This window comes from Limosilactobacillus sp., assembly GCF_040772465.1.
Classification (GTDB): Bacteria; Bacillota; Bacilli; order Lactobacillales; family Lactobacillaceae; genus Limosilactobacillus.
Window position 1 is genome coordinate 56,049 of the sequence record NZ_JAXGYB010000004.1, and the last position, 25,009, is coordinate 81,057.

The 25,009-nt window shown below is 45.7% G+C and carries 34 protein-coding genes, 1 tRNA gene and 1 other annotated feature; of the genes, 4 read left to right on the forward strand and 31 right to left on the reverse strand.

Features of this window, described 5'->3' with window-relative positions:
• Nucleotides 1–7: 7 nt before the first annotated feature.
• From priA to gmk, 4 genes are all read right to left on the reverse strand, one after another.
• Nucleotides 8–2,431: a primosomal protein N' gene (gene priA / locus AB3114_RS05000; RefSeq protein ID WP_367342168.1), complete on the reverse strand. Its 2,424-nt coding sequence runs from the start codon at nucleotides 2,429–2,431 to the stop codon at nucleotides 8–10.
• Nucleotides 2,432–3,649: a bifunctional phosphopantothenoylcysteine decarboxylase/phosphopantothenate--cysteine ligase CoaBC gene (gene coaBC, locus AB3114_RS05005; RefSeq protein ID WP_367342169.1), complete on the reverse strand. Its 1,218-nt coding sequence runs from the start codon at nucleotides 3,647–3,649 to the stop codon at nucleotides 2,432–2,434.
• 111 nt (nucleotides 3,650–3,760) lie between these two features.
• Nucleotides 3,761–3,979 (reverse strand): DNA-directed RNA polymerase subunit omega, encoded by a 219-nt coding sequence (rpoZ, locus tag AB3114_RS05010; protein WP_367342170.1) that lies wholly within the window; start codon nucleotides 3,977–3,979, stop codon nucleotides 3,761–3,763.
• A 1-nt stretch (nucleotide 3,980) separates the two neighbouring features.
• The gene (gene gmk, locus AB3114_RS05015; protein ID WP_367342171.1) at nucleotides 3,981–4,595 is read right to left on the reverse strand and encodes a guanylate kinase; all 615 of its coding nucleotides are present in this window, start codon (nucleotides 4,593–4,595) and stop codon (nucleotides 3,981–3,983) included.
• Between the two features lie 165 nt (nucleotides 4,596–4,760).
• Between gmk and AB3114_RS05020 the strand changes: the two genes are divergently transcribed.
• Nucleotides 4,761–5,081: a hypothetical protein gene (locus tag AB3114_RS05020; protein ID WP_367342172.1), complete on the forward strand. Its 321-nt coding sequence runs from the start codon at nucleotides 4,761–4,763 to the stop codon at nucleotides 5,079–5,081.
• A gap of 126 nt (nucleotides 5,082–5,207) precedes the next feature.
• Here the strand turns inward: AB3114_RS05020 and recN are convergent, their stop codons facing one another.
• The 15 genes from recN to AB3114_RS05095 form a co-directional block, all read right to left on the reverse strand.
• Complete coding sequence (gene recN, locus AB3114_RS05025; protein WP_367342173.1) at nucleotides 5,208–6,893, reverse strand: DNA repair protein RecN; 1,686 nt, start codon at nucleotides 6,891–6,893, stop codon at nucleotides 5,208–5,210.
• Nucleotides 6,894–6,908: 15 nt separating this feature from the next.
• On the reverse strand, nucleotides 6,909–7,358 hold the full coding sequence (locus tag AB3114_RS05030; protein WP_367342174.1) for an arginine repressor: 450 nt from the start codon (nucleotides 7,356–7,358) through the stop codon (nucleotides 6,909–6,911).
• A gap of 11 nt (nucleotides 7,359–7,369) precedes the next feature.
• Entirely contained in the window at nucleotides 7,370–8,185 is an 816-nt protein-coding gene (locus AB3114_RS05035) for a TlyA family RNA methyltransferase (protein ID WP_367342175.1), read from the reverse strand.
• Nucleotides 8,186–8,197: 12 nt separating this feature from the next.
• Nucleotides 8,198–9,073, reverse strand: a complete 876-nt coding sequence (locus tag AB3114_RS05040) for a polyprenyl synthetase family protein (protein ID WP_367342176.1) — start codon at nucleotides 9,071–9,073, stop codon at nucleotides 8,198–8,200.
• Between the two features lie 11 nt (nucleotides 9,074–9,084).
• On the reverse strand, nucleotides 9,085–9,372 hold the full coding sequence (locus AB3114_RS05045) for an exodeoxyribonuclease VII small subunit (RefSeq protein ID WP_367342177.1): 288 nt from the start codon (nucleotides 9,370–9,372) through the stop codon (nucleotides 9,085–9,087).
• A complete protein-coding gene (gene xseA, locus AB3114_RS05050; RefSeq protein WP_367342178.1) occupies nucleotides 9,359–10,717 on the reverse strand; it encodes an exodeoxyribonuclease VII large subunit in 1,359 nt (452 codons plus the stop codon). The genes AB3114_RS05045 and xseA overlap by 14 nt, the downstream gene beginning before the upstream one ends.
• The gene (locus tag AB3114_RS05055; protein WP_367342179.1) at nucleotides 10,704–11,567 is read right to left on the reverse strand and encodes a bifunctional 5,10-methylenetetrahydrofolate dehydrogenase/5,10-methenyltetrahydrofolate cyclohydrolase; all 864 of its coding nucleotides are present in this window, start codon (nucleotides 11,565–11,567) and stop codon (nucleotides 10,704–10,706) included. The genes xseA and AB3114_RS05055 overlap by 14 nt, the downstream gene beginning before the upstream one ends.
• Before the next feature lie 106 nt (nucleotides 11,568–11,673).
• Nucleotides 11,674–12,087, reverse strand: a complete 414-nt coding sequence (gene nusB / locus AB3114_RS05060; RefSeq protein WP_367342180.1) for a transcription antitermination factor NusB — start codon at nucleotides 12,085–12,087, stop codon at nucleotides 11,674–11,676.
• A gap of 2 nt (nucleotides 12,088–12,089) precedes the next feature.
• Complete coding sequence (locus AB3114_RS05065) at nucleotides 12,090–12,533, reverse strand: Asp23/Gls24 family envelope stress response protein (RefSeq protein WP_367342181.1); 444 nt, start codon at nucleotides 12,531–12,533, stop codon at nucleotides 12,090–12,092.
• Between the two features lie 73 nt (nucleotides 12,534–12,606).
• Complete coding sequence (locus AB3114_RS05070; RefSeq protein ID WP_367342182.1) at nucleotides 12,607–13,680, reverse strand: M24 family metallopeptidase; 1,074 nt, start codon at nucleotides 13,678–13,680, stop codon at nucleotides 12,607–12,609.
• A gap of 83 nt (nucleotides 13,681–13,763) precedes the next feature.
• The gene (gene rpmA / locus AB3114_RS05075) at nucleotides 13,764–14,045 is read right to left on the reverse strand and encodes a 50S ribosomal protein L27 (protein ID WP_367342183.1); all 282 of its coding nucleotides are present in this window, start codon (nucleotides 14,043–14,045) and stop codon (nucleotides 13,764–13,766) included.
• A gap of 23 nt (nucleotides 14,046–14,068) precedes the next feature.
• Nucleotides 14,069–14,392 carry a ribosomal-processing cysteine protease Prp gene (locus AB3114_RS05080; RefSeq protein ID WP_367342184.1) on the reverse strand — a complete coding sequence of 108 codons (324 nt, stop codon included), beginning with the start codon at nucleotides 14,390–14,392 and terminating at the stop codon, nucleotides 14,069–14,071.
• 2 nt (nucleotides 14,393–14,394) lie between these two features.
• On the reverse strand, nucleotides 14,395–14,703 hold the full coding sequence (gene rplU / locus AB3114_RS05085; RefSeq protein WP_283583471.1) for a 50S ribosomal protein L21: 309 nt from the start codon (nucleotides 14,701–14,703) through the stop codon (nucleotides 14,395–14,397).
• Nucleotides 14,704–14,719: 16 nt separating this feature from the next.
• Nucleotides 14,720–14,789, reverse strand: a sequence feature (ribosomal protein L21 leader region).
• Nucleotides 14,790–14,835: 46 nt separating this feature from the next.
• On the reverse strand, nucleotides 14,836–15,294 hold the full coding sequence (locus AB3114_RS05090; RefSeq protein WP_367342185.1) for a TetR-like C-terminal domain-containing protein: 459 nt from the start codon (nucleotides 15,292–15,294) through the stop codon (nucleotides 14,836–14,838).
• Entirely contained in the window at nucleotides 15,279–15,470 is a 192-nt protein-coding gene (locus AB3114_RS05095) for a hypothetical protein (RefSeq protein ID WP_367342186.1), read from the reverse strand. Before AB3114_RS05095 ends, AB3114_RS05090 begins: the two co-directional genes overlap by 16 nt.
• 164 nt (nucleotides 15,471–15,634) lie before the next feature.
• On the opposite strand from AB3114_RS05095, the gene AB3114_RS05100 reads away from it, so the two are divergent.
• Nucleotides 15,635–15,708, forward strand: a tRNA-Arg gene (locus AB3114_RS05100).
• A 92-nt stretch (nucleotides 15,709–15,800) separates the two neighbouring features.
• Here AB3114_RS05100 and AB3114_RS05105 read toward each other — a convergent pair.
• The 4 genes from AB3114_RS05105 to AB3114_RS05120 all read right to left on the reverse strand — a co-directional run bounded on the left by AB3114_RS05105 (nucleotide 15,801) and on the right by AB3114_RS05120 (nucleotide 18,477).
• A complete protein-coding gene (locus AB3114_RS05105; protein WP_367342187.1) occupies nucleotides 15,801–15,926 on the reverse strand; it encodes a hypothetical protein in 126 nt (41 codons plus the stop codon).
• Nucleotides 15,927–16,037: 111 nt separating this feature from the next.
• Nucleotides 16,038–16,565 (reverse strand): hypothetical protein, encoded by a 528-nt coding sequence (locus AB3114_RS05110; RefSeq protein ID WP_367342188.1) that lies wholly within the window; start codon nucleotides 16,563–16,565, stop codon nucleotides 16,038–16,040.
• 2 nt (nucleotides 16,566–16,567) lie between these two features.
• Nucleotides 16,568–17,605, reverse strand: a complete 1,038-nt coding sequence (locus tag AB3114_RS05115) for a hypothetical protein (protein ID WP_367342189.1) — start codon at nucleotides 17,603–17,605, stop codon at nucleotides 16,568–16,570.
• Nucleotides 17,605–18,477: an exonuclease SbcC gene (locus AB3114_RS05120; protein ID WP_367342190.1), complete on the reverse strand. Its 873-nt coding sequence runs from the start codon at nucleotides 18,475–18,477 to the stop codon at nucleotides 17,605–17,607. Before AB3114_RS05120 ends, AB3114_RS05115 begins: the two co-directional genes overlap by 1 nt.
• Nucleotides 18,478–18,682: 205 nt before the next feature.
• Between AB3114_RS05120 and AB3114_RS05125 the strand changes: the two genes are divergently transcribed.
• The gene (locus tag AB3114_RS05125; protein ID WP_367342191.1) at nucleotides 18,683–18,814 is read left to right on the forward strand and encodes a hypothetical protein; all 132 of its coding nucleotides are present in this window, start codon (nucleotides 18,683–18,685) and stop codon (nucleotides 18,812–18,814) included.
• 124 nt (nucleotides 18,815–18,938) lie between these two features.
• Here AB3114_RS05125 and glnA read toward each other — a convergent pair whose 3' ends face one another.
• Nucleotides 18,939–20,282: a type I glutamate--ammonia ligase gene (gene glnA, locus AB3114_RS05130; protein ID WP_367342192.1), complete on the reverse strand. Its 1,344-nt coding sequence runs from the start codon at nucleotides 20,280–20,282 to the stop codon at nucleotides 18,939–18,941.
• A gap of 210 nt (nucleotides 20,283–20,492) precedes the next feature.
• Nucleotides 20,493–21,413, reverse strand: a complete 921-nt coding sequence (gene miaA, locus AB3114_RS05135; protein ID WP_367342193.1) for a tRNA (adenosine(37)-N6)-dimethylallyltransferase MiaA — start codon at nucleotides 21,411–21,413, stop codon at nucleotides 20,493–20,495.
• Between the two features lie 82 nt (nucleotides 21,414–21,495).
• On the opposite strand from miaA, the gene AB3114_RS05140 reads away from it, so the two are divergent.
• Entirely contained in the window at nucleotides 21,496–21,672 is a 177-nt protein-coding gene (locus tag AB3114_RS05140) for a DUF3042 family protein (protein WP_367342194.1), read from the forward strand.
• 74 nt (nucleotides 21,673–21,746) lie between these two features.
• Here AB3114_RS05140 and AB3114_RS05145 read toward each other — a convergent pair whose 3' ends face one another.
• The 6 genes from AB3114_RS05145 to rpmG form a co-directional block, all read right to left on the reverse strand.
• Nucleotides 21,747–22,172 (reverse strand): rhodanese-like domain-containing protein, encoded by a 426-nt coding sequence (locus AB3114_RS05145; protein WP_367342195.1) that lies wholly within the window; start codon nucleotides 22,170–22,172, stop codon nucleotides 21,747–21,749.
• A gap of 24 nt (nucleotides 22,173–22,196) precedes the next feature.
• A complete protein-coding gene (locus AB3114_RS05150; protein ID WP_367342196.1) occupies nucleotides 22,197–23,162 on the reverse strand; it encodes an ROK family glucokinase in 966 nt (321 codons plus the stop codon).
• Nucleotides 23,155–23,409, reverse strand: coding sequence for a YqgQ family protein (locus AB3114_RS05155; protein WP_367342197.1), 255 nt, complete (start codon nucleotides 23,407–23,409; stop codon nucleotides 23,155–23,157). Before AB3114_RS05155 ends, AB3114_RS05150 begins: the two co-directional genes overlap by 8 nt.
• A complete protein-coding gene (locus AB3114_RS05160; protein ID WP_367342198.1) occupies nucleotides 23,409–24,068 on the reverse strand; it encodes a rhomboid family intramembrane serine protease in 660 nt (219 codons plus the stop codon). The genes AB3114_RS05155 and AB3114_RS05160 overlap by 1 nt, the downstream gene beginning before the upstream one ends.
• Complete coding sequence (locus AB3114_RS05165) at nucleotides 24,065–24,622, reverse strand: 5-formyltetrahydrofolate cyclo-ligase (RefSeq protein WP_367342199.1); 558 nt, start codon at nucleotides 24,620–24,622, stop codon at nucleotides 24,065–24,067. The genes AB3114_RS05160 and AB3114_RS05165 overlap by 4 nt, the downstream gene beginning before the upstream one ends.
• 146 nt (nucleotides 24,623–24,768) lie before the next feature.
• Nucleotides 24,769–24,918, reverse strand: coding sequence for a 50S ribosomal protein L33 (rpmG, locus tag AB3114_RS05170; protein WP_104688004.1), 150 nt, complete (start codon nucleotides 24,916–24,918; stop codon nucleotides 24,769–24,771).
• Nucleotides 24,919–25,009 lie beyond the last annotated feature (91 nt).

Genomic DNA, 25,009 nt, shown 5'->3' on the forward strand with positions numbered 1-25,009 from the left:
AATCTCCTTACATAAAGTACTGTGGATCCGGATCAATCGTGATTTGCACATCACGAAAGTTTTTCTGCTGGTTAGTGTTTAATACTTCCGTCAGCAATTGATGCAGTACCGGATCATTTTTATATTTGATCACAATTTGGTAGTAGTAGCGGCGTTTCATCCGGGCAATAGGTCGCGGCGATGGTCCCAGTACTACCGTTGAAGGGGCCAGGTTCGTTTGGAGCTGTTTGGCAATCTTATTAATTGCTCGCAAGGCTACCGCTTGATCTTCATGGCTAGCCATCAGCTTAACCGCATAGTAGTAAGGCGGGTAACCCGCGCGATAACGAAGGTTCATCTCCGTAGCAAAAAATCTTTCGTAATCATGCGCCTGAGCAAGCTCAATAGCATAGTTAGTGGGGTTAAATGTTTGAATCACCACGTAGCCGGCCTTATCAGCACGGCCAGCGCGACCGCTGACTTGAGCCAAGAGATCAAAGGTGTGTTCGCTAGCACGAAAATCAGGCAGATCCAAGCCCGTATCCGCATTGAGGACCCCAACCAAGGTCACATTGGGGAAATCCAAACCCTTAGCAATCATCTGCGTCCCCAGAAGAATATCAGCCTTGTGCTCGCCAAATTCCTTTAGCAGTCGCTCGTGCATACCCTTGCGACGAGTCGTATCAACATCCATCCGAATGACGCGTGCCTGCGGTAAAAGCCGCTCAAGCTGGGTAGCAACTTTTTCGGTTCCTGTGCCATAATAACGAATCTTATGACCATGACAGTGGGGACAGATGCGCGGAATGGGTTCTTCGTGACCACAGTAATGACAGCGCATCGTGTGGCTAGCCATGTGAAGTGTTAATGAAATGTCACAGTTAGAACATTTCAGGACGAAGCCACAGTCGCGACACATCACAAAGGAAGAAAAGCCACGCCGATTCAACATCAAAATACTTTGTTCGCCCTTCTGCAGACGATCAGCCAGCAATGAAATTAAGCGCGGGGAAAAATCCGTTTCCCCCTCACGTTGTACTACTGGTCGCATGTCGACGATTTCCGTTCTCGGCAGTGGGTGGTGATTGACCCGGTGCCGCATCCGTAAAAGATGGTAAACCCCAACGTGAGCGCGGCTCCGGCTTTCGAGACTCGGTGTCGCTGAACCCAAGACGACAACGGCCTGGTTGTATTGACCACGCCATTTTGCGACCCGTCGTGCTTGATAGCGAGGTGTATCCTCCTGCTTATAGTTTGGTTCATGTTCTTCATCGATAATTATCAAACCAAGGTGGTGGAGCGGCGCAAAAATTGCTGAACGGGCGCCGACGACAACCTGCGCTTCACCCCTTTCGATCCGCCGCCATTCGTCATAACGCTCACCGCGGGAAAGGGAACTGTGCAGTATGGCGACTCTGTGGCCAAAGCGCCCGCGCAGTTGATGCACCATCTGGGGTGTCAGTGAAATTTCAGGTACTAGCATGAGGGCGGTCTTACCTTGTTCCAACGCTTTGGCGATTGACTGCATATACACTTCCGTCTTGCCACTGCCGGTCACCCCTTCTAATAGGAAGGGTTTAGTATCACCGTCTTGAATGGCCTGACTAATTGCGTCAAAGGCCTTTTGTTGTTCTTCATTCAAATGTAGCGGTTTGGTCAGTTCCTTATCGTTAGGAATTTTCCCGCCGGGTCGCCGGTAGGTTTCAATTTGCACTTTTTGCAGCCATCCCCGTTTCTCACCCAAACGGAAAGTGGCTGCTGAAAGTCCAGTCTGTTTCTCGGCTTTTTGCTGAGCAACGGTCGAACCATTGAGACTTTGCAAATAAGAAATTAACCTATTTTGGGCGTGCGCGTTCTTAGCAATTCCTTGCCGCTCATCTTCATAGCGTCCAAAGTCTAAGACCGGTTTAATCCCGGTGATTTTCTTGGCGTGCGCCTGGTTTTCCACCTGGTATTCAAAGACAACTTTCTTTTGCCTGCGTAATTGCCGAATTCTTTGGACAATCTCAGGATTAGCAGCTACTTCGCTAAAGTCAATTTCATCAAGGTTATGGAAAATTTCTTCAGCATCCTTTTCACTAACCTCATCGACGATCCGGACAATTCGTCTAGTCTTGCCTTTCAGGGCAGCGGGTATCATCGCGTAAAGGCAGCTTATCCAAAACGAATAGGTATCATCAGCCATCCATTGGGACAGTTTAAGCAATTCTTCATTAATTACCGGTTCCATATCCATCAAAGAACCCAGTGGGCGCAACTGACCTTGATAATGCGTCGGCTGATCAATGTTGACGACAAATCCCTGGACATTGCGATGACCGTTGCCAAAAGGCACTACCACCCGCATGCCTGGTTGGACGATGTCAGACCACTTGTCAGGAACCTCATAACTGTAAGGGTGGTTGGTTTGCATCGTCGGCACATCAACAATTACTTGTGCAACTCTTGCCATTTACCGTCCTTCCCTAATCTTCTGAGCAATTAAATGCATCAGATGTTCCGCAATTTTGTTCTTGCTCTCCACGGGCCAGCGATCTGGCTCAGCATTTTTTTGCAAAATAACGACTTGGTTATCATCACTGCCAAAGCCAATCCCTGCTTTAGAAACGTCATTGGCGATGATCATGTCCGCATGTTTTTGATCTAACTTGCGTTGGGCATTCTCCATGAGGTCATTCGTTTCCGCAGCAAAACCGATGACTAACTGCTGTTGTTTCATCTGGCCAGCCATTTTGAGAATATCCTGAGTTGGAACGAGATCAAAGTGATAATCTTTTTGACCTACCTGCTTCTTCACTTTATGATCAACAGTTTGGCTCGCTTTAAAGTCAGCAACCGCGGCAGCCATGATTAAAACATCGCAGTCAGTAAAATTTTCTTTGACTGCAGCAGCCATCTCTTCTGTCGTTTGAACTCGGACGATATGGCAATTTTCTCCTTCTTGTGGAAGCTGAACTGAAACTGATCCAGCTACAATGGTAAGATCAGCTCCCATTGCCAAGGCAGCCTTAGCAATTGCCACACCCATTTTGCCGGAAGAGCGGTTGCCAATAAAACGCACTGGATCCAGCGGTTCACGGGTTCCGCCTAGTGTTAATAAGACGTGGCACCCAGCTAATTCACCGTGATGATGCAACTGATCAATCCGACGTTGGATCAAGTCGACCACTTCAGGGACTTCCGGTAACCGTCCCTTGCCAGAATAGCCTTCTGCAAGCAACCCTTCTGCTGGTTCGATAATCTGTACACCATCATCCGCTAAGCGTTTCAGATTGCGCTGCGTGCTGGGATTGGCAAGCATATGATTATTCATTGCAGGGAAAACCATCTTTGGGGCAGCCGTCGCCAAAAGCGTAGTGCTGGCCGGATCGTCGGCCAAGCCATTTGCCATCTTGGCGAGGATGTCAGCAGATGCCGGCACAACCACTGCCAATTCCGTCCAGTCGGCTAATTGGATATGCGGCACCTCTCCGGTTAACGTAGGTTTCCACAGATCCGTCATCACCGGATGTTTAGTCAGCGAAGAGAGGGTTGCCGGTCCAATCAACTGCTGGGCAGCAACCGTCTCCACTACCCGGACGTCATGTCCGCGGTGCTGCAGTCCGCGAACTACTTCAACCGCTTTGTATGCCGCGATGCTGCCACTGATATATACCGCAATCCTAGTCATCTTGATTTCCCCCCTGCCTTTTTCTTGTTTTGATTATATCATGACGAACCAAAAGAAAAACAGCGCGCTGCACGTGGATTGAGTACAGCTCGCTGTTAGCATTTCTCAGGACTAGTCCTGCAGATCTTCCGTGTGGTTAGGATCAATCGTGACCTTACCGGCCACAATTTCTTCGAGGGCCTTACCAACAGGCTTGACGGAATCATAGTGATCCAGAACGCCCGGATCACCACTTTCTAATTCGTGTGCCCGCTTGCTAGCTAGCATCACGAGTGAATAACGGGAATCAACCCGCTTTAACAGATCATCAACTGATGGAAACAGAATCATTTTACTTATCTCCTAACATTTCAAGATAATCCGGCATGACACGCGGAACACGTAACCGTTCTGAGCGGATAATGTCTTTAATCTTATTGACCGCGTTTGGTACCTTGTCGTTAACAACGGCATAATCGTAATTTTGCATCATCCGAATTTCACCAAAAGCCTTGTGAATTCGTTTATTGATAACGTCCATGCTATCAGTACCACGGTGAATTAAGCGGTGCTTAAGCTCCATTAAATCTGGCGGCGTCAAGAAAATGAACACCCCATCTGGACACTTAGAACGCACTTGCATAGCCCCATTAACTTCAATTTCGAGAAAGACATCATGGCCGGAGTCCAATGTATCATTAATATATTTTAATGGTGTCCCGTAGTAATTGTCAACGTACTTGGCATATTCCAGCATTTCACCGTTTTGAATATGTTGCTCGAATTCTTCCTTGCTAACAAAAAAGTAATCGACACCGTTTTTTTCGCCAGGACGTGGCTTACGAGTCGTCATTGAAACAGAATATTGGAAATCATTACCAGGTTGATCAAAAATGGCCTTCCGGACAGTACCTTTACCGACACCAGAAGGACCTGATAATACAATTAACATTCCACGCTTCGTCATCACTTGGTGCTCCTTAATCAGAAATGTATTAGTAGTATTGTGCAATATAATATAAGTAAATTCAAGCCCCTTTTTTATAACTTTATTTATCATGACTTTTCCTTGCAATCCAAAACATATGTTCGTATACTATTAGTTGCAAACAAATGTTCGGGAGTGATTATTGTGCAAAACCAGTCATCATTAAATCAAGGTTCAGCTGCTACCAATCTTTACCAAAAAATCAGCCGTTTTTTCCGAGCAGATCCATCTACTAAGCTTTTTAACAAGCAGCCAGAGTGGCAACGACGCCTCTTTCTTCAACGCGCTACTGAGCAAGCTTTAAATATCTTTATTCAAATCTTGCCAGTTAGCAAAGAAGGCAAGGTTACCAATATCACTGGCAGAATTCATCAATTGAGTCATGATCGCTTCTTAGTGCATAATAATAACGTTGATTATTTCTTTAACTTTAACCAAGTTCAGTATCTTATCAATTTAAGTTGATATGATCGGATATTCAAATGGCCCGCGGCAAAATCACCGTGAAATGAACCCCCTAAGTTGGACAAACAATCCAACTTAGGGGGTTCTTTATGACTAAATTTGATTTTGCTGAAATCAGTGTGTAGTTTACTGATCTTCTTGACCCATCTTAAGCAACTCACTGGCGTGCTCACGGGTCAATTTAGTTATTTTTTCACCAGACAACATCCGTGCCAATTCTGCAACACGCGCATCTGGCTTTAACTTAGTTACCGACGTCAATGTCCGTGAACCATGCACGGCCTTTTGGATCAAGAGGTGGTGCTGGGCAACAGCTGCAACTTGTGGTAAGTGGGTAATGCACAGGACTTGCGAATGCTTGGCAATACCTTTGATTTTATCAGCAATCGCTTGAGCCACACGACCACTGACCCCTGTATCCACTTCGTCAAAGATAATGCTGGTAACACCTTCATTGGCGGCAAAGATTGTTTTCAGTGCCAACATCACCCGGGATAATTCACCGCCAGACACAATCTTAACTAGTGGACCCATCCCCTCGCCAGGATTAGTCTGAATGTAAAATTCTACTTCGTCACAACCGTCAGGGCCAAAGTCATGGGATCCAGCAAAATGGACTTTGAACTGGGCTTTGCCCATGTATAAAGACTTCAGTTGCTGGTGAACACGATCTTCCAAGTTATGAGCAGCAGCTTGTCGTGCCCGGGTCAACTGCTCAGCTAACCCTGTCAGCTGCTTAGTCAATTCTGCTAATTCTGCCGACAGGTCATCCGCCGAATCAGCAGCAGCTTCCATCTCTGATAATTCTTGCTGGATCTTGTCATAGTACTTTAAAACAGCTGGAATGTCGTCACCGTACTTATGCTCAAGGGTACCGATCGTTGTTAAACGCTGGTCAATTTCATTTAGCCGGTCACCATCAAATTCCAGCATATCGAGTTGGTGACCAGCATTGTCAGCCAAGTCTTGCAGGGAATAATAGGCATCGGATAATGAACGGTCCATCTCAGCGTAGTCGTCACCAAAGTTGGCAACACCAGATAAAGTATCCATCACCGTTGCTAGTTGATCCAAGACAGCTGGGGATTCATCGTTACCGTTAAGTGCTTCCACCACCGTCTGCAAAGCCGTATTGATCTGCTGAAAATGGGCCAATTGCTCACGTTCTTTCTTGAGTTGTGACTCTTCATCTTCGTGCAGGTCGGCCTCACCGATTTCCTTAACTTGGTAGCGAAGCATATCGAGACGTTGCGCCCACTGCTGTTCATTTTTCTGTCGGTTTTCAATCGTCTTTTTTAGCTTGACATAGTGACGGTATTTTTCTTGGTATTGCGATTTCAACGCTAATAGTTTACTGCCAGCAAACTGATCCAGCATCCCCAGGTGTTTTTCTGGTTGCAGTAGCTGCTGGTGCTCATTTTGCCCCTGGATATCGACTAAGTTAGCGCCAATCTTTTTTAAAATCGTGGTGTTCACGAGTTCGCCATTCACACGGATCGTGTTACGGCCACTACGGTTGATTTGGCGGTTAATGATCAAAACACCGTCATCGTGGTTAATGCCAAGTTGATCTAGCAAGGCAAGGTAATCATCATCTTTGGGAATTGTAAACTGGCCCTGAAGTGATAATTTATCAGCACCGTGACGAATGTATTCTTGGGAACCCCGGCTGCCAGCCAACAAGCCGACGGCATCGATAATGATCGATTTACCGGCACCAGTTTCCCCCGTCAAAACAGTCATGTTGTCAGCAAAGGTTAGTGTCTGGTGCTCAATGATTGCTAAGTTATCAATCGTCAATTCTTGTAACACTTTGCTATCCCTCCACTACTGTTGGTCGCGTAATTGCTGATATAGTTTCTGAGCATCATCGTCAGAATTGCAGATCACGAGTACGTTGCTGTCATCGCCCAAGGTGATGAAAATTTCATCAAAATCCATCTGCTGTAATAATTGTGACATCAATGGCCCCCGACCGGGATTCATCACCATGGCAATAAAACGTTCATTGATTTTCAGTTGACGCACGTCATTAGCCATCATCGTGTTCAGCCGTTGACCGAGATTAGGCTGCTTCCGTGCTGGCATGCTGTAACGATAGCCACCGTCCGTGCTTGGCACCTTAATCAATTGCAATTCCTTAATATCGCGGGACACCGTCGCTTGGGTGACGTCAATTCCCTCGTTTTTGAGCAGCCGCACCATGTCGTCCTGACGTTCAACATTTTGCTGACTAATCAATTCACGAATTTTTTGTTGACGTTCGCTTTTGTTCATTCTAATTCCCCCTAACGATTGAGTTCATCGTCCGCAGCCGCCAAAGTTTTATCAATATCGACATCTGGTGACACAGTACCATGGTGGTCAGTTAGCTTGAGATGCGCCAAAAATTCAATATTGCCTTGGCCACCCTTGATCGGCGAAAAATCAAGGCCGAGTACATCAAAATTGTCTTCAGTGGCAAATTGCAATACCGTTTGCAAGACTTCGCGGTGAACATCGTGGCTGCGAACGATCCCGTTTTTGCCAACCTTTTCACGTCCGGCTTCAAATTGCGGCTTAATCAAAGACACTACTTCACCACCCACTGGCAAAATGTGGGACAGTGGGGGAAGAATTAAACGCAATGAAATAAAGGAAACGTCGATCGATGCAAAAGCCGGTTGACCCTGTGCGAAGTCACTGAGCTTACTGTAGCGAAAGTTAGTTTGCTCCATGACAACAACTCGCGGGTCCTCACGCAGCTGCCAAACCAGTTGATTCGTTCCAACATCCAGAGCATAGACCAGTTTTGCGCCATTTTGCAGCATCACATCGGTAAAGCCACCGGTAGAAGAACCAATGTCCAAGCACGTTTTATCCTTAACATCTACGCCAAAGACTTTAATGGCTTTAGCCAATTTCAGGCCTCCCCGGCTGACATAGGGCATCTTGTGCCCTTTCATGTGGAGAGTCGTTGTCACCGGAATTTTCACACCCGGTTTGTCGAGTCGTTCGTTATTCTTGCCTAAAATTTCTCCAGCCATCACAGCTCGCTTGGCCTGTTCACGTGATTCAAATAATCCCTGCTTGACCAAGAGGACATCAACGCGTTCCTTTTCCATTGTCTTCACCTCCTACGCTTTGAAGTAAGCTAAGAATTCATCGTAGCCAGCAAATGAGTGCCCCGTCAGTTGATTCAGTTGTTCCTGATCTTGACGTGCAGAATCAAGTGCCTTGTCTAACTGCTCTTTGGCACCATCCAAGCCCAGTAGACTTGGGTAAGTATTCTTATTTTCACCCGCATCTTTATGGGTGGCCTTTCCTAATTGTTCAGGTGTCGATGTAACGTCCAAGATATCATCGTAGATTTGAAAGGCCAGGCCAAAACTAGCTCCAAAAGCCTCCAGTGCTTTCATGATTGGCTGATTCTGGTTGGTGATAATACCACCAGCCATCACAGCGTAACGCAATAAAGCACCTGTTTTTTGACGGTGTAAGTAACGAAGCTGATCCAGGTTGAGTTTTGTACCGGTGTAATGAATGTCACGGGCCTGGCCAGCTACCATCCCAGCAGGACCAGCTGCTTTAGAAAGGGCCTGCACTAAACGCAAACGAGTCCTTTCCGGTAAGCCATTTTCGCTGACCCACTGGAAAGCAAGCGTCAACAAGCCATCCCCAGCTAGCGTTGCCATCCCTGCGCCAAAGCGAACATGGTTGGTAGCCTTACCGCGACGCAGCGGATCGTTGTCCATCGCTGGCAGATCATCATGGATCAGTGAATAAGTGTGGAGTAACTCCAAAGCACAGGCTGCTTTTAAAACAGCCTGATCAATAGTTCCACCCAGCATTTCAACGGTAGCTAGGGTCAGGGCAGGTCGCAGACGCTTACCACCGGCCATCAAGGAATAGGTCATCGCATCGCTAAGGGTTTGCTGGTCGATGTCACGTCGTACGAAATGACTTAAGTAATCATTGATTTGTTGCTGATAATCTGACACTGATTTTGTCATATTGACCACCTTTACATATCTTTCAAATCAGAATCGTAGCCCTGGTTGCCACCTTCGTTGGTCGGGTCGTCGCCTTCTTTTTCGTATGGCTGCTCCTGGCCGTTTTCGTCCATCACCTTTGCCAAGGTGTTTTGGGCAGTCGTCAATTTCTTTTGCAGTTTGTTAGCCAGCGTCATACCTTGATTAAACTGTTTCAGTGCTTCTTCAAGGGGAACGTTACCCTGTTCCAACTGGTTGACGATTGAGTCCAATTCCTGCATTTGTTCTTCAAAACTAGCTTTTTTTCTAGTCGTTGCCATTTTTATGCTCCTCTACTCGTGTTTGCTGTATTTGTGCTTGCGCTATCCCATCATGGAAATGAAGCTTAACGGTATCACCATTCTTCAGTTGTTCTGCTGAAGAGATGACATGTTCATCACGACTAACGTAGCTGTAGCCACGCGTCATCACCTTTAACGGGCTTAAACTATCCAGCTCCTTAATCATGGTCGTCAGTGCCTGACGATCAGACTGCAAGCGGTTGTTTGCCAGTTGCTGTAAAGTCATCGTCTGCTCTTTTAGGTGGTGTTGGGCCTGGACCAGACGTTGTTCCGGTGACTGGTGGGCCAAAGCCATCTTTTGTTGGCTCAAATGCTGGCTCAATTTATGTAGCTGCCCTTGAAAGGCCGCCGTCATCTTAGTGGTGAGATTGGACAGATTCTGTTCATAGCCTTGGTATAGCCGTTCCGGACTTTGAAAAATATAACTCTGCGTCAGTTCATTAAGGTGTTGCTGGGACAGGCGCAATTGTCCGTTCATCACCTGTACCAAGCGGTTCTTTTCATTAGCTAACTGCGTCAATAAGTCCGTCAAAACCGGCGTCGTCACTTCAGCAGCAGCGGTTGGCGTTGCTACCCGCCGGTCAGCCACGAGGTCCGCAATCGTCGTGTCCGTTTCGTGACCGACGGATGAGACAACTGGTACCTGGCTGGCCGCGATTGCCCGCGCAACACTCTCTTCATTAAACGGCCAGAGATCTTCAAGCGATCCCCCACCACGACCGATAATCAGGTCATCAAAGTTGCCAATCTGGTTAACCGCCTCAATTTGGTGTACTAACTGCGCAGCAGCATCATCCCCCTGGACAGCAGAAGGAAAAAGAATTATCTGGACTTTCGGATCACGCCGTCGTGCTGTCGTTATGATATCCCTAATCACAGCACCAGAAGGACTGGTGATCACTGCAATTCTCTTGGGAACCAACGGTAATGGTTTCTTAGGTAGGTCGAATAAGCCCTCACCCTTTAGCTTTTTAACCATCTGTTTAAAGCGTAAGTAGAGTGCACCTAGTCCGTCGGGTTCCATGCTTTCCGCAATCAGCTGGTAATTACCGCGCGGTTTATAGACGTCCACCCGTCCGGTAATCAAAACTTTCATCCCATCTTGGGGCTTGAACTGCACCTTCGCAAATTGGGGAGCAAACATTGCCACGTTAATGACCGCCTGTTCATCCTTGATAGAAAAATACTGGTGGCCACGCCGTAAACGAAAGTTATAAAGCTGACCGGTCACATAAACGCGTCTTAGATAGGGGTCCACCGTAAACTTACGTTTGATGTAGTCAGTGAGCTCACTGACAGTTAAAAATTCACTACTCTTCACCATTGATCTTCCATTCCGTCAAATCGACTGATTGTGCCAACATCGAAGCCACGGTCATCGGACCAACTCCGCCCGGCACTGGTGTGATCAAACTAGCCACTTTTTTAACCGCATCGAAGTCAACATCACCGATCAATTTTCCTTCTGCTGTCCGGTTGATACCAACGTCGATGACGACTGCCCCTGGTTTGACGTCGTTGGCACCAATCATCTTAGCTTGGCCGGCAGCCACAATGAGAATATCTGCCGTCCGTGTCAAAGCCGACAAGTTTTTAGTATGGCGACCAGCAATCGTAACGGTAGCGTTAGCGTTAATCATCAACGACTGGAGCGGTCGGCCCACCAGAATGCTGCGACCGACAATAACCACATTTTTGCCCGGCAAGTCGACATCATAGTGCTCCAACATCTTCATAATACCGCGAGGAGTGCATGCAACCGGATAATTTCCCGGCTGTTTATTGTATAGCTTACCCACATTAATCGGGTGAAAGCCATCCACGTCCTTTTGGGGATCGATAGCATTAATTAAATGAACCTGATCCAAATGATCCGGTAGCGGTGCCTGAACCAGGATGGCATTGATCGTTTCATCCTTATTAAATTGTTCGATCGTCCGCATCAGCTCTTGTTCCGTTGCACTTTCTGGGAATTGGGCGATCATAAATTTTATTCCCATCTGTTCTGCTTTACGGCGCTTGGTCCGTGAATAAATCCGGCTCGCCGGATCATTACCAACTAGGATGTCAGCGATCCCTGGTTGCACCCCACGCTGTGCCAACTTAGCAATGCGTAAACTGGTGTTTTGGTTGACCTGCTTGGCTAATTCGCGACCATTAATGATTTCAGCCATCCGTTTTCCTCCTCAAATCAGATATGTATTTAGTATTTTAACATGCAATTTTCATTGTAAAAATACATAAAAAACTGGTTTCTCACGTGAGAAACCAGCCAATTGATTAATTATTATGCTGCTTTACAAAGTTGCCTAAAGCACCATTGATAAATTTGCGGGACTTTTCATCGGAAAAAGTCCGCGCTAACTGTAACGCTTCGTTAATCGCTACAGCGGTTGGTAAGGCTTCTTCATACTGCAATTCATATAAGCCGAGGCGCAGGATAATCAAATCAGGTTTTGCCAGCCGGTCAATTGTCCAGCCATTAGCCAGTAAAGAACTGATTTGCTGATCTAATTCGTCTTTATGTTCCAACACACCGGTTACTAATTGATCCAGATAAGCGGGCACCTGGTCATCTTTATTCATCTTGAGAACGCTATGATAGATTGTTTCCCGACTAGTATCTGGTGAAGCGTCTAAAGCAAATAAGGTTTGAAAGGCGGTTTCCCTAATTTTGTGTCGCGTAATATCCAATCTTAGTCTTCCTCGTTCTCTTCTTCATTAGCGTGTAAACCGAAAATATCATTTTGATCCACTTGGTTTTCTTTTTCAGCTGGAATAATGCCTTGGATGTGGACATTAACCTCACGCGGTTTCAGGTTAGTCATCAACTGAATTTGTTGCTTGACCTTGTCCTGAATTTCAGCCGCGATCTTAGGCACAGAAACGCCATAAGCTAAGTAAACGTCGACGTCGATGGTGATGGCATCATCTGCGTTCGACAACTTGATGCCCTTGCGTTCTGAAGAATGTCCTAAGAAGCGACTAACGCCGTTGGAGATTGAGCCGTGCATCTTCACAACACCCTTAATCTCACTAGCGGCAATGCCAGCGATAATTTCTAAGACCCGTGGAGCCATTTCGATTTTGCCCAATGACTGGTCCTCATTACTTAATACAATATTTGTATCTTTTGCCATTGTCAGCCCTCCCGCTTGATATATCTCTTTTATTTTGCACTATCTGCCATTAAATTGCAATTATCAGCCAAAATTAGTCAATGATTTGAAGATCCGTCGATGCCTTGGTCAGCACTTGTGCATCGCCATGGGTCAGCAAAATGTCGTCTTCAATACGCACGCCACCAAGACCTGGCAAGTAGATGCCAGGTTCGACCGTAATAACTTGGTTGGCCTTAAACCTGACATCATCACGACCAACACTATACGAACTTGGCAGCTCATGAATTGCGAGGCCAATACCATGGCCCATACCATGTTGAAAGTTATCGCCAAACCCAGCCTCTTCGATTAAGGAGCGGCCAACCGCATCCAGCTGGTCGCCACACATTCCAGGTCTAGCGGCTTTGATTACTTCACGGCGTGCCGTGTTAACAACGTCATATATTTCACTTAGTTGGGGATCAGGACGGCCCATCGCAAACGTTCGGGTCATATCAGCCGTATAGCCATCGACAAAGTAACCGAAATCAAGCGTCACCATGTCCCCGTCCTTCAATTGACGGTTCGTTGCAGTAGCGTGGGGTTCCGCCGAATTAGGGCCACTAGCAACGATGGTGTCAAAAGAGGCTTTCTGAGCACCGTGGTCTTTCATCCAAAAATCGAGTTGGTTAGCCACCTGCCGTTCAGTCATCCCTACTTTAATATGATTAAGAATGTAATCATAACCAGCCGTTTGCAGCTCCGCAGCCCGTCTTAACTTGGCAACTTCACCAGAATCTTTGACCGCACGCTGCTTCTCCACCAAATCGCTTTGCGGCACGATGTCAGCTTCCATCACGTCATCTAATTGGTCATATTCGGCATAGCTTAAAGAATCTTCAAAGCCAAGAACATCGATATTAAAGCCTTGGCACAACTTATTAACGGCCCCAAAATAATCCGACGAAATGGTTGCGATCACTTCATCTGAATCAAAATCAGCCAGAGCAGTCTGGTAACGGGCGTCACTGATAATAATGGCATAATCCGCCGTCACTAAAAGAGCGCCATCCCCCTGTAACAAGTCAAAACCTGTCAGGTAATAGATGTTCTCCTCCTTAGTAACCAACATTGCATCAATGTAGAGCTTTGCAAAACGCTTGCGAAGTCGTTCTAAGCGTGTCATTTTCTGGCCTCCTGAGAATAATTACCAAATGAAAAAAGGTTGCGACAACAATGTCACAACCTTTAATATATAGCCGTCCGTTACTATTCAGCAACTGGAACAACTGAAACCTTGCGATTGTTACGACCCATGCGTTCAAACTTAACAACGCCATCGATCTTAGCAAACAGGGTGTCATCGTTGCCGCGGCCTACATTTTCACCTGGGTGAATGTGAGTACCACGTTGACGGTAAATGATTGAACCTGCAGTAACGGTTGAGCCATCAGCTGCCTTAGTGCCTAAACGACGACCAGCAGTCTTACGGCCGTTAGAAGTTGAACCGCCACCTTTGTGGTGTGAGAAGAATTGTAAATCCATAACCATAGTGTTCACCTCCACATGATGAGCTATTCTTTAATTTTAACTTGAAGGTACTGTCCATACTGGTCTTGAATGTCCAAGAGGCCATTCAACAGTGTTTGACAGATAACCTGCGAATCACGTCCAGCATCGATAGCAGTAATCTTAAGGAAACCACCGTCTTTGCTGTTGGCAGTCTGTGTTGGTGCGTGGTGTGCAACCTCGGTCAGGGCATTAACACAAGCCAGTGTTAATGAAGAAACCCCTGCACAAACGAGATCGTAGCCTTCATCAACTGAATCAGCATGCCCCGTTAATTGGAAGGCACTATAGTGATGATCGGCACCAACTCGAAAGATTGCTTTGATCATGACTAAGCGTTGATCTTGTCAATCGTAACCTTAGTGTATGGTTGACGGTGACCCTGCTTAGTGTGAGTGTGCTTCTTTGGCTTGTACTTGAAAGTAACAACCTTCTTTTCCTTGCCTTGTTTGTCAACTTTGCCTTCTACAGAAGCGCCGTCAACCAGTGGCTTACCGATCTTAACATCGTCGCCACCAACAAAGACAACTTGGTCAAATGTTACCTTGTCACCAGCCTTAGCGTCAAGCTTTTCAACGTAGATGGCCTTGCCTTCTTCTACCTTGTATTGCTTGCCACCAGTAACAATAATTGCGTACATCTTCTTGTGCACCTCCTTAGTTTCTAAGACTCGCCGAACGAGTAGCATGTGCTTTTCACTCGTTTGTCGTGCGGTTGTAGTTGTCGGTTCACAAATACAACGCTCTTATGTTATCAAGGATTAGCCATGCAGTCAAGAATGATCATTGATTTTTTCAGTATTGAAATACTGAATGACTGCCATATGCTGATCTTCGTGTTTTAACAACTGATGTAAGTCATCAGTCATGGCAACAGCATTTTCTTTCATTCCGTCCTGCACCCAGGCACTAATCAATCCTAAAACCCCTTGGACCACAAACGCCTGTTGTTCAGCCAAAGCGACCGTTTGATCATCATCATGTTCATCAGCCTGCTTAATAAAGGCTCTGACGTTCTCATTCAGACGCTCTTTGAGCATCCCGAATAAATCACTCTCGTGTTGGTGGTCAAATAAGACTGAAGCTTCGCCAGGATGACGGTGCAAATACAAAAATGCTCTCTCGACCCCAAAAGTTTGTAGACGAAGCAGTTTTCTCCCCAAAACCACATCGTCTTTGACAGAAACAGCTTTAAAAAAGTCATTCACGACCTGATTCAAAGTTGCGGACACAAAATCCTTTTTGTCACGGTAATGCAGGTAAAAGGTTCCCCTGGTAACATAGCTCGTGATGTAATGTGTTGGACGCTAATGGACTTAACCGGCATTACCCGCAAAAGTTCAACCAATGCTCGCCGCAATCGCCGTTGTGTTTTAACAACCCGTGGGTCAATACGTCGATCTGTCATCAATTTAATCCTCCCATCAATTAGTTATAAATTCCCCCTAAGTGCCCAAATTATATAAACTCTTTTATTATTAGTCAAGGCGCGTCAGCAATGGAATTTAATAACATTTTAGGAGAACAAGTATTGACTTTATGTCTAATGGATCGCTATACTTAACAACGTCTGGGGCGGTAGCTCAGCTGGATAGAGCATTCGCCTTCTAAGCGAACGGTCGTGGGTTCGAATCCCACCCGCCTCACTATATTTGGTCACTGCATTATTGCGGTGGCTTTTTTATATAAAAAAGGTCCCGGAAACTTCCGGAACCGATATATGAATAAAATGATTGCTCTAATTAGCTTTCCGCTCATCATTAACCTGGCGAGCGTGCTTACCTTTATTAGCTGCACTGCCAAAGTACCACTGACCGGCAGCTGACAAAATTAAAATTAAGGCAACGATAATAGTTGGTAGCATGTACCTCACTCCCCATTTGTCTTACTATTGGTAAGCATAACTCATGGGCAGAAAATTGCAATCAAATTGTAACAATTGATAAGAATCTTGAAACAATCTTTAATATTTTTGCTAATTCTTTGATTTTGACAATGCCAGCGATGCATCTTCAATCGCATGATCAGCAAAACCTAAATCAACAAGGCCAAACTTTAAAATCATGTGCCAAGCATGGCGGTAACTATCCTGGCTATGACTAAACTGCACATCAGTCAGTAAACGGGTAATGGCCAAAAATTGCTTATTGAGGTCTTGTACTTTGGTTGACTGATCAGCCTCAGCAATCCGCTGCCAGCCATCATCATCTAAAACTACCAGGTGCGTCCACTGTCGCTTTGCCGCCCACAGCAACATCAAATTGAGGCACTGACAATATGCCGTCAGCAGCTTTTGCTGATCAGCTTGGTAATCTTTGCGCAACAAGTTCCAACCGGCCAGCTGAGCGCATTGACTCCACTTAATAATGATTGTCGTCATTATGTTATCTTGATGAGCCTGTGCGCCAACCAGAACTGAATTGTCATCGTCCGCCTGGCGATCACTTTCTGCCCAGTCAGCATCAATTACATTGTGAAGCATCTTGGTAATATCCAGCTTCAATTCTAGTCCTCACTTTCTGCACTATCAGCGGAATGATTATCCGCATTATCTTCATCGTCACTCTTAGCTGCTTGACTACTATCAGCGTAATCGTTAATTGAATCCTCAGGAGCGCTTTGCAGGATTAACGGCAACGAACGAACAGCTACCAGATCACGATTTTGAAGGTACCATTGCCGAATCAATGGGTAATGCAACAGCAAATCGAAGAAACTGGCCTGCTCTTCAGGATCGACAACGACAAATGACCAGACCCGACTGTAGTCCTTCGGGTCAAAACTAATTTGTAATTTGATACCCTCCAGACGCAATTCAGCACCATTGTTCTTTGGCAAGTTCATCAACATGTAGTCTGTTTCGGCAGTTGCCACAAACAGGCGATCGATGACGGTTAAATCAAGGTCTGGCTTGGCAATTTGGTAAGTTACGTCCTGACCGCTAGCTAAGATCCCTAAATCAATTGTGAAGTCCAATTCATCAGCCATCAACTTAGCAAAAGCAACTAGTGGCTTAACGCTCTCAGCCAGCTCCAAATCATTATGCTGGTGCATTCCTTGGTCAATAAAGGAATTGACCAATGCCCGGTTGGAGAAACGCAACTCATGCTCTTTCAAATCAATAAAGAAGAGTAACTCATTGCGTTGTTGATCCACAAAAAATGCACCATTGTGTTCTGGATCATAACGGAAAATATAACTTTCGTTCCGACCTAACGGATCCAACATGGCCTTCAAATGGTGGCTAGAATCGTCTTCGATAACTGTTAAACCATCCACGTCATGCAAGGACAGCAAACGGTCCATCATCAGCAAAAAGTAATCTGCCGGTTGGTAGTGTTGAGGATATTGCACAAAAGGATCTGAGAGGTCTAAATGAACTAACTGCTGCGTAGCAGACAGCAATTCATCGGCCCGGTCGGTGTTGACCATCTGGTCCAGCAACTCAACATAGTGTTGACCAGTTTCCAATCCCCGTTTGATCGAATTACTGAGCTCGGCAACCCTGTCACTGGTGGCAGAAACCATCTTTTGATTACTCATTAGTTCTCACCTGCTTTCTCATTATCTAATGAGTGCAGGTAGTTCGCATATAGATTGCGGTTGGCTAATTCGAAGTCGTCAAAAGAACCAAACGTATCATTAATACTCTTCTGCTCGTAACTCAGAATTGTGTTTTCCTTAGATAATTCCAAAACCGTCTTCTCATTTTCCTTGATGGTGTCAGCAGCTGTTTCTGCTTTCTTATCATCGTCTTCTAGTTCGGATAGTTGTTCTACCAGGCTTTGACGATTTTCCTTAGTACGACTGGATTCAAACAAACCACCACGACTATTATTATCACGGAGTTCCGCTTGAATGCTGCTCTTCTGGCGTTCGCGTTCCTCTGCCTTATCGATCAAATCCTGAAGGTGGTCGTCCTCGTTGGACAGTTCAGCAATCTTAGCACTGTTATAGCGCTTGCCGCTCTTTGCTAATTCAAAACTCTTCTGCAGCTTCTGGTATTCATCCTTGTTAAAGATAAAACGCAGGTTAAGAACGTCGAGTTCACCAAATAAGCGGCGATCCCACCAGTTACCAAAGTAAACGCGGAAGTGACCTGTTTGGTATTCTTCGTAATAAAAGAAAGGATAAGTGTGTCCCAAGTACTTAATCAGTTTCCCACTCAGGTATGTACTTAGCTGATCTGCTAAGTCGTCGACTAAGTTCATTACTCCCTGATTATTCGGTTGTTGTTCACGGTGTTCAATTTCTGCAGCGTAACGCTTATTATCCAGCAACCGGTAGACTTGTTCGTCATCGTGAGCGTCTACTGCCTTTTTCAAATCTTTTAAATATTCAATTTTATTTGCAATTTGATGGTTAATCACTTGACTGATGTCTTGTGCACCATGTCCTTGTTCAACATTCGCCATTGCCAACGCTCCTTGATATAGTCTTAGTTTTATATTAGCAAATTTTCGAAAAGAGTGAACAATTATCGTGAATATCATTCTTTTTTCTTAAGAAATAACTAAGCAAAGTTGCATTGTAGAGAAAGAGGGTTATAATAAAGATGTTTAGATATTTCACATATGTGTAGTACCTAAACCGCATTTGGCGAAAAGAGGCGATAATTTTATGGCACAAAAGTTGAGTAAGCAAGAACGCAAGGAAATGGCTCGCAAGGCCATGGAAAAGCGCGGAAACAAGAAGCCAGATGGCTCCGGCTTTGAAAAGATTGACGCTGACGCCAAGAAGCTTTCTGAATAACGATAACTATTAGATTAAAAATCTCCCTTAGCATTGTGCTTCGGGAGATTTTTTGGTACTAAAAAAAGACCCGTGACTTGCAAGGATTGGCAAATCACAGGTCTTAATTAGTTTTTAATCTAAATTAGTATTGGCTGATGTAGTTGTTCCGCTCCCAGTCAGAAACTTGTTGACGGTAAGCATCATATTCCCGAGTCTTAGCCTCGTAGAAACTCTTGTAAAGGTGGTCGCCCAGGGCACCACGCACAACTGTATCGGTCTTGAGATCCTTAAGGGCGTTGTGGAGGGTGTCTGGCAAGTTCTTAATGTTCTTTTCAGCACGTTCTTCTTCAGTCATCTTGTAGATGTTTTCGTCAACACTTGGTGCTGGAGTCAACTTGTTCTCTAAGCCATCCATGCCGGCAGCCAAGATTGTAGCAATTGCCAGGTATGGGTTAGCCGTTGGGTCAACAGAACGCAATTCCAAACGAGTGCCCATCCCCCGGTCACTTGGGATCCGAACCAATGGTGAACGGTTAGATGCAGACCATGCGACGTACACTGGAGCTTCGTAACCTGGAACCAACCGCTTGTATGAGTTGACGATTGGGTCGCAGATAGCAGTCAAGCTGCGAACGTGCTTCAGAACACCGGCCAAGAAGTGGTAAGCCGTGTCAGATAACTGCATCTTGTCCTTTTCATCGTAAAAGGCATTCTTACCTTCCTGGTTAAAGAGTGACATGTTGATGTGCATCCCTGAACCATTAATGCCAGACAGTGGCTTTGGCATGAAGGTAGCGTGCAGGCCGTGTTGCTTAGCAATCGTCCGAACCACAAACTTGAAAGTCTGGATGTTGTCAGCGGCTTCCAGTGCATCAGCGTACTTAAAGTCAATTTCGTGTTGGCCAGGTGCAACTTCGTGGTGAGAAGCTTCAACGCTGAAGCCCATCTTTTCAAGCATGATGACAATGTCACGACGGCAATCTTCACCAGCATCGCCTGGTTCCATGTCAAAGTATGATTCGTGGTCGTTGACTTGGAAAGTTGGGTTACCGTGTTCATCAGTCTTGAAGAGGAAGAATTCTGGTTCAGGACCAATGTTGAAGCTCTTGAAACCGGCAGCTTCCATCTTCTTAACCTGGTCAATCAGGGCGTTACGTGGGTCACCAGCAAATGGGGTCCCATCAGTCATATGAACAGAGCAGATAACCCGGGCAACCTTGCCGTGTTCTTCACCCCATGGGAAGACCAGCCAAGTAGAGTTATCTGGGTACAGATACATGTCACTCTCTTCGATCCGCACGAAACCATCGATAGAAGAACCATCGAACATGATCTTGTTAGCTAACAGCTTATCCAGTTGGCTAACCGGAATGTCGACGCTCTTCATCGTACCGAACAGATCAGAAAACATCAGACGCAGAAAATGAACATTTTCTTTTTTGACCAGTTCGTGAACTTCATCATTGGTATAGACATGTTTTGACATTGAAATCATCCTTCCGTTGCAATCTGCAACAATCCCTGCGGGCAAGCCCACCTTTACATTTCAGAATGACCAGAAACAGAAAACCGAACAATTACGTCGATCTTTCGCCTGCATCATTCATCACTGGTATAAAGATTAACTATCTGTCCCAAAAATGTCAATTCAAATTTAGTGAATCGAACGGTGAAAGCCCAGAAACCGTTTTCTAATTTATTTTTTTAACCAGTTTTTCAGGTCAACTTCAATTTCTTTAGTGCTATCTTTGCCACTAACTAAGTCATACCAGTGAACGTTCATTTTATTGCGAAACCAAGTTAACTGCCGCTTAGCATAATGGCGTGAATCCAATTTAATTTTATTAATAGCTTCATTCAGCGAACATTGGCCAGCAAAATAAGGAAATAATTCGTGGTAACCAATTCCCTTGCCAGACTGCCAATTTGGTCCCCCAGCATCCCACAGTTGGCGTGCCTCTTCCACTAAGCCATTCTTCACCATCAGATCTACCCGCTGGTTGATTCGCTGGTATAGGACTTTCCGATCAGTCGTCAGCCCAATTAAATAAAATTGATTTTCGTTATCATGCTGTGGTTGTTGGGAAAAAGGCTGACCGGTAACGGAAATAACTTCAAGCGCTCGGACGACTCGACGAACATTGTTAACAGGAATTTTAGCCGTGGCCTCTGAATCCAGTGATTGCAGTTTATTCCAGAGAGCCTGTTTACCATAAGCATGACCATAATCTTCCCATTTTTTTCTAATGGCGGGATCCTCAGCATTGCCATTGCTGCCCAAATTCAAATTATCCACCAGTGCCTGGACATAGAAGCCCGTACCACCAACGATCAAAGGCAAACGTCCCCGCCCAGCGATCTCGTTAATTTGTCGATTGGCTAAATCTTGAAAGTCAGCCACCGAAAAATGTTCATCCGCTTGCCGGATATTAATTAGGTGATGGGGAATCCCTTGCATTTCATCCGGCATAATTTTAGCAGTTCCGATGTCTAGTCCCTTGTAAACTTGCATGGAATCGCCTGAGATCACCTCGCCATCTAAGTCACGAGCAATTTGAATGGACGAAGCTGTTTTACCGACTGCGGTCGGCCCGACTATGGCTGCGACTTTGGTCAATCTAAAGGCCACCTTTCCGAATTTGACTAGTTATGTTGTATAATTAGAGTATATCAACAATGCACTGAAGGAGGTTGTAAAAATGGGTAAATTTGCTAAAGGCTTTGCATTCGGGACATTGGCCACGCTAGCTGCAGTAGCTAGTGGTGTTATCACCTTTCACCAAACGGTGATCAAGCCCGTTGAAGACGAAGAAAACCGCTTTGACGAAAACCGTCGCGCTGCTATCCGTAAAGGTCGGTCAGCTCACCAGGGTTAAAAAACATATTCAAAATCAAAAGCCTCTAGCATTCGGAAATTTCCGGACGTTAGAGGCTTTTGATTTAGTTACGCTTAATCAGCATACTTATCTTTTTTAATCTTGCCGTGCCATTCCAGGTAGCCGCCGCTCAGAATATAGAGATTGCGGTAACCATGTTTGTACAAAATACGTGCGGCCTGAGTAGCAGTGGTAGTGCCAGCATCATAGAGATAAATTGGCAGGTCCGAACGCAATTCACTATACTGCTGTGTTAAATAAGCATAGGGAATATTACGAGCACCTAAAATATGACCTTTTTTGAAGTCTTTGCCCTGACGTACATCCACCACCTGGGCTCTGTGAATGCCACTAGCAAACTGGTCTTCATCAATAACCGTTGCATAATGGTGCATCTGCCAGCGGTTAAAGAAGTAACTGCCACCCCAGACAATTGCCAAGGCACCAAAGACAACGATCAAGGAGCCCCACATATTACCTGTTGTTGCTGCTGCAATCATCAATCTCTCTCATCCTTCCATCAACTATTCAAATTTACGTGCCAATGAGGCAGCACCGATGACACCGGCGTCGTTGCCCAGTTCGGCCAACTTCAAAGTAGTTGAAGTCCGAACCGTTGGGAAGGCAAACTTCATGAAGTTCTTTTGAACCCGATCGAGCAAGAACTTGCCGGCTGCGGAAACCCCGCCACCGATAACCATGTATTGTGGGTTAAGGGCGTTGGATAAGTTAGCACAAGCCAGCCCTAAGTACATGCAGACTTCATCGACAACTTGGTTGGAGAGGAAGTCGTTTTGCTTAGCCAGGTCAAAGACGATCTTGGAGGTAACTTCATCCCCGTTGTCAATCATTGCCTTCAGCTTACTGTCGCCTTCGTATTCTTCAGCCTTGTCCTGGGCAATGTGAACGATCCCGGTAGCAGAAGCGTATTGTTCAAGACAACCGTGGTTGCCACAAGTACACAGGTAGCCACCTGGCTTGACGATCATGTGACCGACTTCACCACCAGCATCACCAAAACCATGGATCAGCTTGCCATTGGCGATCAGGCCACCGCCGACACCGGTGCCCAGTGTGATAAAGGCTACGTCGTCACCTTCGTTACCAGCACCCTTCCAGCGTTCACCAAGGGCTGCGACGTTAGCGTCGTTTTCAATAGCAAACTTCAGGCCGGTACCTTCTTCGATTGGCTTAGCGACAGCAGTTGGCTTCTTCCAACCCAGGTTGTAAGCACTAGTAACAGTACCCTTCTTGTGATCGATGGTGCCGGGAGTACCCATCCCGATACCAACAAAATCACTCTTGTTCATCTTGTACAGGTCGATGTGGTGATTGATTGATTCCACAATGTCAGGTGCAATATGGGCGCCATCATCCAAAATGTTGGTCTTAATAGACCACTTTTGCTGGATTTCACCATTTTCAGTTAAGAAGGCAAACTTAATCGTCGTTCCACCAAGGTCAACACCAATCAGTTTTTTGTTACTCATTTTTGCTCGTCCCTTCCTTATGCTTTAGATCGCGTTCTTTTTGTTCACGATGCTCCCGCCGTAAAACTAATTTAGCCTGTAAATAAGTTTCACGATCTAGAACGCCAGCCTGGTAAAGATTATCGATCTCCAAAGCGGCTAATTCAATATCCCAAAGACGGCGTCCTACGTAAATGAAAACATCAAAGCGCTTGAGGAGTTGCAACACATCGTAATAGGTTTTTAAATGACTACCATTACTCTGCATCAATGTAACCCCATTCCGCTAAATACAAAAATAGCTACAATTAATATAATGCCACTCAGTAAGCGCTTTAGCAAGTCTATTCTTCCAAGTCGCGGTGCACCAACGACTGCAGCCATTAAAAATCCACCGATCAAACCACCGATATGACCAGCTAAATCGACCCCTGGCATAAAAAGGTCAGCTACTAAGTTAAAGACAACTAGGATCAGAAATTGCCGGGCAATAGAACGAATAGCAACGTTATCGCGGAAAACCAATCCCAGCAGCAAAAAGGCGCCAAACAAACCAAAGATCCCGGTACTGGAGCCAGCCGCGATGCCATTGGTCAAAAACGCATTACTCATGATGTTACCGGTAATCACACTGAGCAAGTAAATCACGAGCATCCGCCAGTGACCAAATAAGCGCTCGACGTAATAACCGATAAAATACAACGTAATCGAATTAATGACCAAGTGACCGGTGCCGATGTGAACGAAACCAGCCGTTAACAGCCGCCAATATTGGCCAGCGCGGACTAGAGCAGCTGAGTTAGCCCCAAAGTGAACGAGCACAGCGGTGTTAGTCGATCCACCCGCCAGAGTCATGGCCATAAAGACCAGGACCTGAATAACAACCAGAATCGTCGTTACCGGCGCATCACGCCAAGAAAAACTCATTGATCATCACCTGAGCTAATGACAGTGTCCACTTGAACATCGGTTGCCTCACTTTGCCAAGCACCATCATCCGCTAACTGCACATCCATTGCTAAGGCAATGGTATTACCATGGTAGCCGGCCAAGTAGCGGTCATAATAGCCACCACCAAAGCCCAGTCGTTTACCCTGCTTAGTAAAAGCCACCCCCGGGACGATCACCAGGTCGATTTGTTCAGGGGATAAAACTTTGCCACCAACTGGTTCTAAAACGCCAAAATGGGTTTCCTTAAATTTTGAGGCCTCATCAACGGTTACAAATTCCATCTGGTGACCAGGTAAAGTACGTGGCACCAAGACCTGCTTACCTTCTTCTTGGCCACGCAAAATGATCGGGTGGGTGTCAATTTCAAAACCCATACTCATCGTCACGGCGACTGTCTTTGCCTCTAACCATGCCTGCTGCTCAAAAAGTTTGGAATAAAGCTTCTTTTCCTCATTGATCCGGGTTGTCGGATTCAACTGTCTTAAACGCGCAATAAAAGCTTGGCGAATATCATTTTTGGTTGCTGCCATATTATGCCTCCATCTAATGAACGATATGCTAATACAACAATAGCCCCTAGCATTCAAAGAACACTAGGGACTATTGACAGTTATTTAAGGAATTATTTGAAATTCCCGTGTGACTGCCATCCGCAGCCTTACGGCCATTGACCGTATTACTTAGTTTCGCGGTGCAGGGTCACTTTGCGTTCGCGTGGGCAGTACTTCTTCAGTTCAAGACGGTCGGGATTGTGCCGACGGTTCTTGCTGGTTAAGTAAGTCCGTTCGTGACATGAAGTGCACTCTAAGGTAATGTTTACACGCATCGGTTGCAACCTCCAAACATTTCAGATTATTTCCGGTTATTCGAAAACCTAACTCATTCAATATACCATCAATCAAGTCTTTTTTCCAGAA

What these genes read in the sequence shown, in the direction of transcription:
- priA (WP_367342168.1), bottom strand. Translation starts at nt 2,431, where the DNA reads ATGGCAAGAGTTGCACAAGTAATTGTTGATGTGCCGACGATGCAAACC.
- coaBC (WP_367342169.1), bottom strand. Translation starts at nt 3,649, where the DNA reads ATGACTAGGATTGCGGTATATATCAGTGGCAGCATCGCGGCATACAAA.
- rpoZ (WP_367342170.1), bottom strand. Translation starts at nt 3,979, where the DNA reads ATGATTCTGTTTCCATCAGTTGATGATCTGTTAAAGCGGGTTGATTCC.
- gmk (WP_367342171.1), bottom strand. Translation starts at nt 4,595, where the DNA reads ATGACGAAGCGTGGAATGTTAATTGTATTATCAGGTCCTTCTGGTGTC.
- AB3114_RS05030 (WP_367342174.1), bottom strand. Translation starts at nt 7,358, where the DNA reads ATGAACAAAAGCGAACGTCAACAAAAAATTCGTGAATTGATTAGTCAG.
- AB3114_RS05035 (WP_367342175.1), bottom strand. Translation starts at nt 8,185, where the DNA reads ATGGAAAAGGAACGCGTTGATGTCCTCTTGGTCAAGCAGGGATTATTT.
- AB3114_RS05040 (WP_367342176.1), bottom strand. Translation starts at nt 9,073, where the DNA reads ATGACAAAATCAGTGTCAGATTATCAGCAACAAATCAATGATTACTTA.
- AB3114_RS05045 (WP_367342177.1), bottom strand. Translation starts at nt 9,372, where the DNA reads ATGGCAACGACTAGAAAAAAAGCTAGTTTTGAAGAACAAATGCAGGAA.
- xseA (WP_367342178.1), bottom strand. Translation starts at nt 10,717, where the DNA reads ATGGTGAAGAGTAGTGAATTTTTAACTGTCAGTGAGCTCACTGACTAC.
- AB3114_RS05055 (WP_367342179.1), bottom strand. Translation starts at nt 11,567, where the DNA reads ATGGCTGAAATCATTAATGGTCGCGAATTAGCCAAGCAGGTCAACCAA.
- AB3114_RS05065 (WP_367342181.1), bottom strand. Translation starts at nt 12,533, where the DNA reads ATGGCAAAAGATACAAATATTGTATTAAGTAATGAGGACCAGTCATTG.
- AB3114_RS05070 (WP_367342182.1), bottom strand. Translation starts at nt 13,680, where the DNA reads ATGACACGCTTAGAACGACTTCGCAAGCGTTTTGCAAAGCTCTACATT.
- rpmA (WP_367342183.1), bottom strand. Translation starts at nt 14,045, where the DNA reads ATGGTTATGGATTTACAATTCTTCTCACACCACAAAGGTGGCGGTTCA.
- AB3114_RS05080 (WP_367342184.1), bottom strand. Translation starts at nt 14,392, where the DNA reads ATGATCAAAGCAATCTTTCGAGTTGGTGCCGATCATCACTATAGTGCC.
- rplU (WP_283583471.1), bottom strand. Translation starts at nt 14,703, where the DNA reads ATGTACGCAATTATTGTTACTGGTGGCAAGCAATACAAGGTAGAAGAA.
- AB3114_RS05095 (WP_367342186.1), bottom strand. Translation starts at nt 15,470, where the DNA reads ATGACAGATCGACGTATTGACCCACGGGTTGTTAAAACACAACGGCGA.
- AB3114_RS05105 (WP_367342187.1), bottom strand. Translation starts at nt 15,926, where the DNA reads ATGCTACCAACTATTATCGTTGCCTTAATTTTAATTTTGTCAGCTGCC.
- AB3114_RS05115 (WP_367342189.1), bottom strand. Translation starts at nt 17,605, where the DNA reads ATGAGTAATCAAAAGATGGTTTCTGCCACCAGTGACAGGGTTGCCGAG.
- AB3114_RS05120 (WP_367342190.1), bottom strand. Translation starts at nt 18,477, where the DNA reads ATGGCGAATGTTGAACAAGGACATGGTGCACAAGACATCAGTCAAGTG.
- AB3114_RS05125 (WP_367342191.1), top strand. Translation starts at nt 18,683, where the DNA reads ATGGCACAAAAGTTGAGTAAGCAAGAACGCAAGGAAATGGCTCGCAAG.
- glnA (WP_367342192.1), bottom strand. Translation starts at nt 20,282, where the DNA reads ATGTCAAAACATGTCTATACCAATGATGAAGTTCACGAACTGGTCAAA.
- AB3114_RS05140 (WP_367342194.1), top strand. Translation starts at nt 21,496, where the DNA reads ATGGGTAAATTTGCTAAAGGCTTTGCATTCGGGACATTGGCCACGCTA.
- AB3114_RS05145 (WP_367342195.1), bottom strand. Translation starts at nt 22,172, where the DNA reads ATGATTGCAGCAGCAACAACAGGTAATATGTGGGGCTCCTTGATCGTT.
- AB3114_RS05150 (WP_367342196.1), bottom strand. Translation starts at nt 23,162, where the DNA reads ATGAGTAACAAAAAACTGATTGGTGTTGACCTTGGTGGAACGACGATT.
- AB3114_RS05155 (WP_367342197.1), bottom strand. Translation starts at nt 23,409, where the DNA reads ATGCAGAGTAATGGTAGTCATTTAAAAACCTATTACGATGTGTTGCAA.
- AB3114_RS05160 (WP_367342198.1), bottom strand. Translation starts at nt 24,068, where the DNA reads ATGAGTTTTTCTTGGCGTGATGCGCCGGTAACGACGATTCTGGTTGTT.
- AB3114_RS05165 (WP_367342199.1), bottom strand. Translation starts at nt 24,622, where the DNA reads ATGGCAGCAACCAAAAATGATATTCGCCAAGCTTTTATTGCGCGTTTA.
- rpmG (WP_104688004.1), bottom strand. Translation starts at nt 24,918, where the DNA reads ATGCGTGTAAACATTACCTTAGAGTGCACTTCATGTCACGAACGGACT.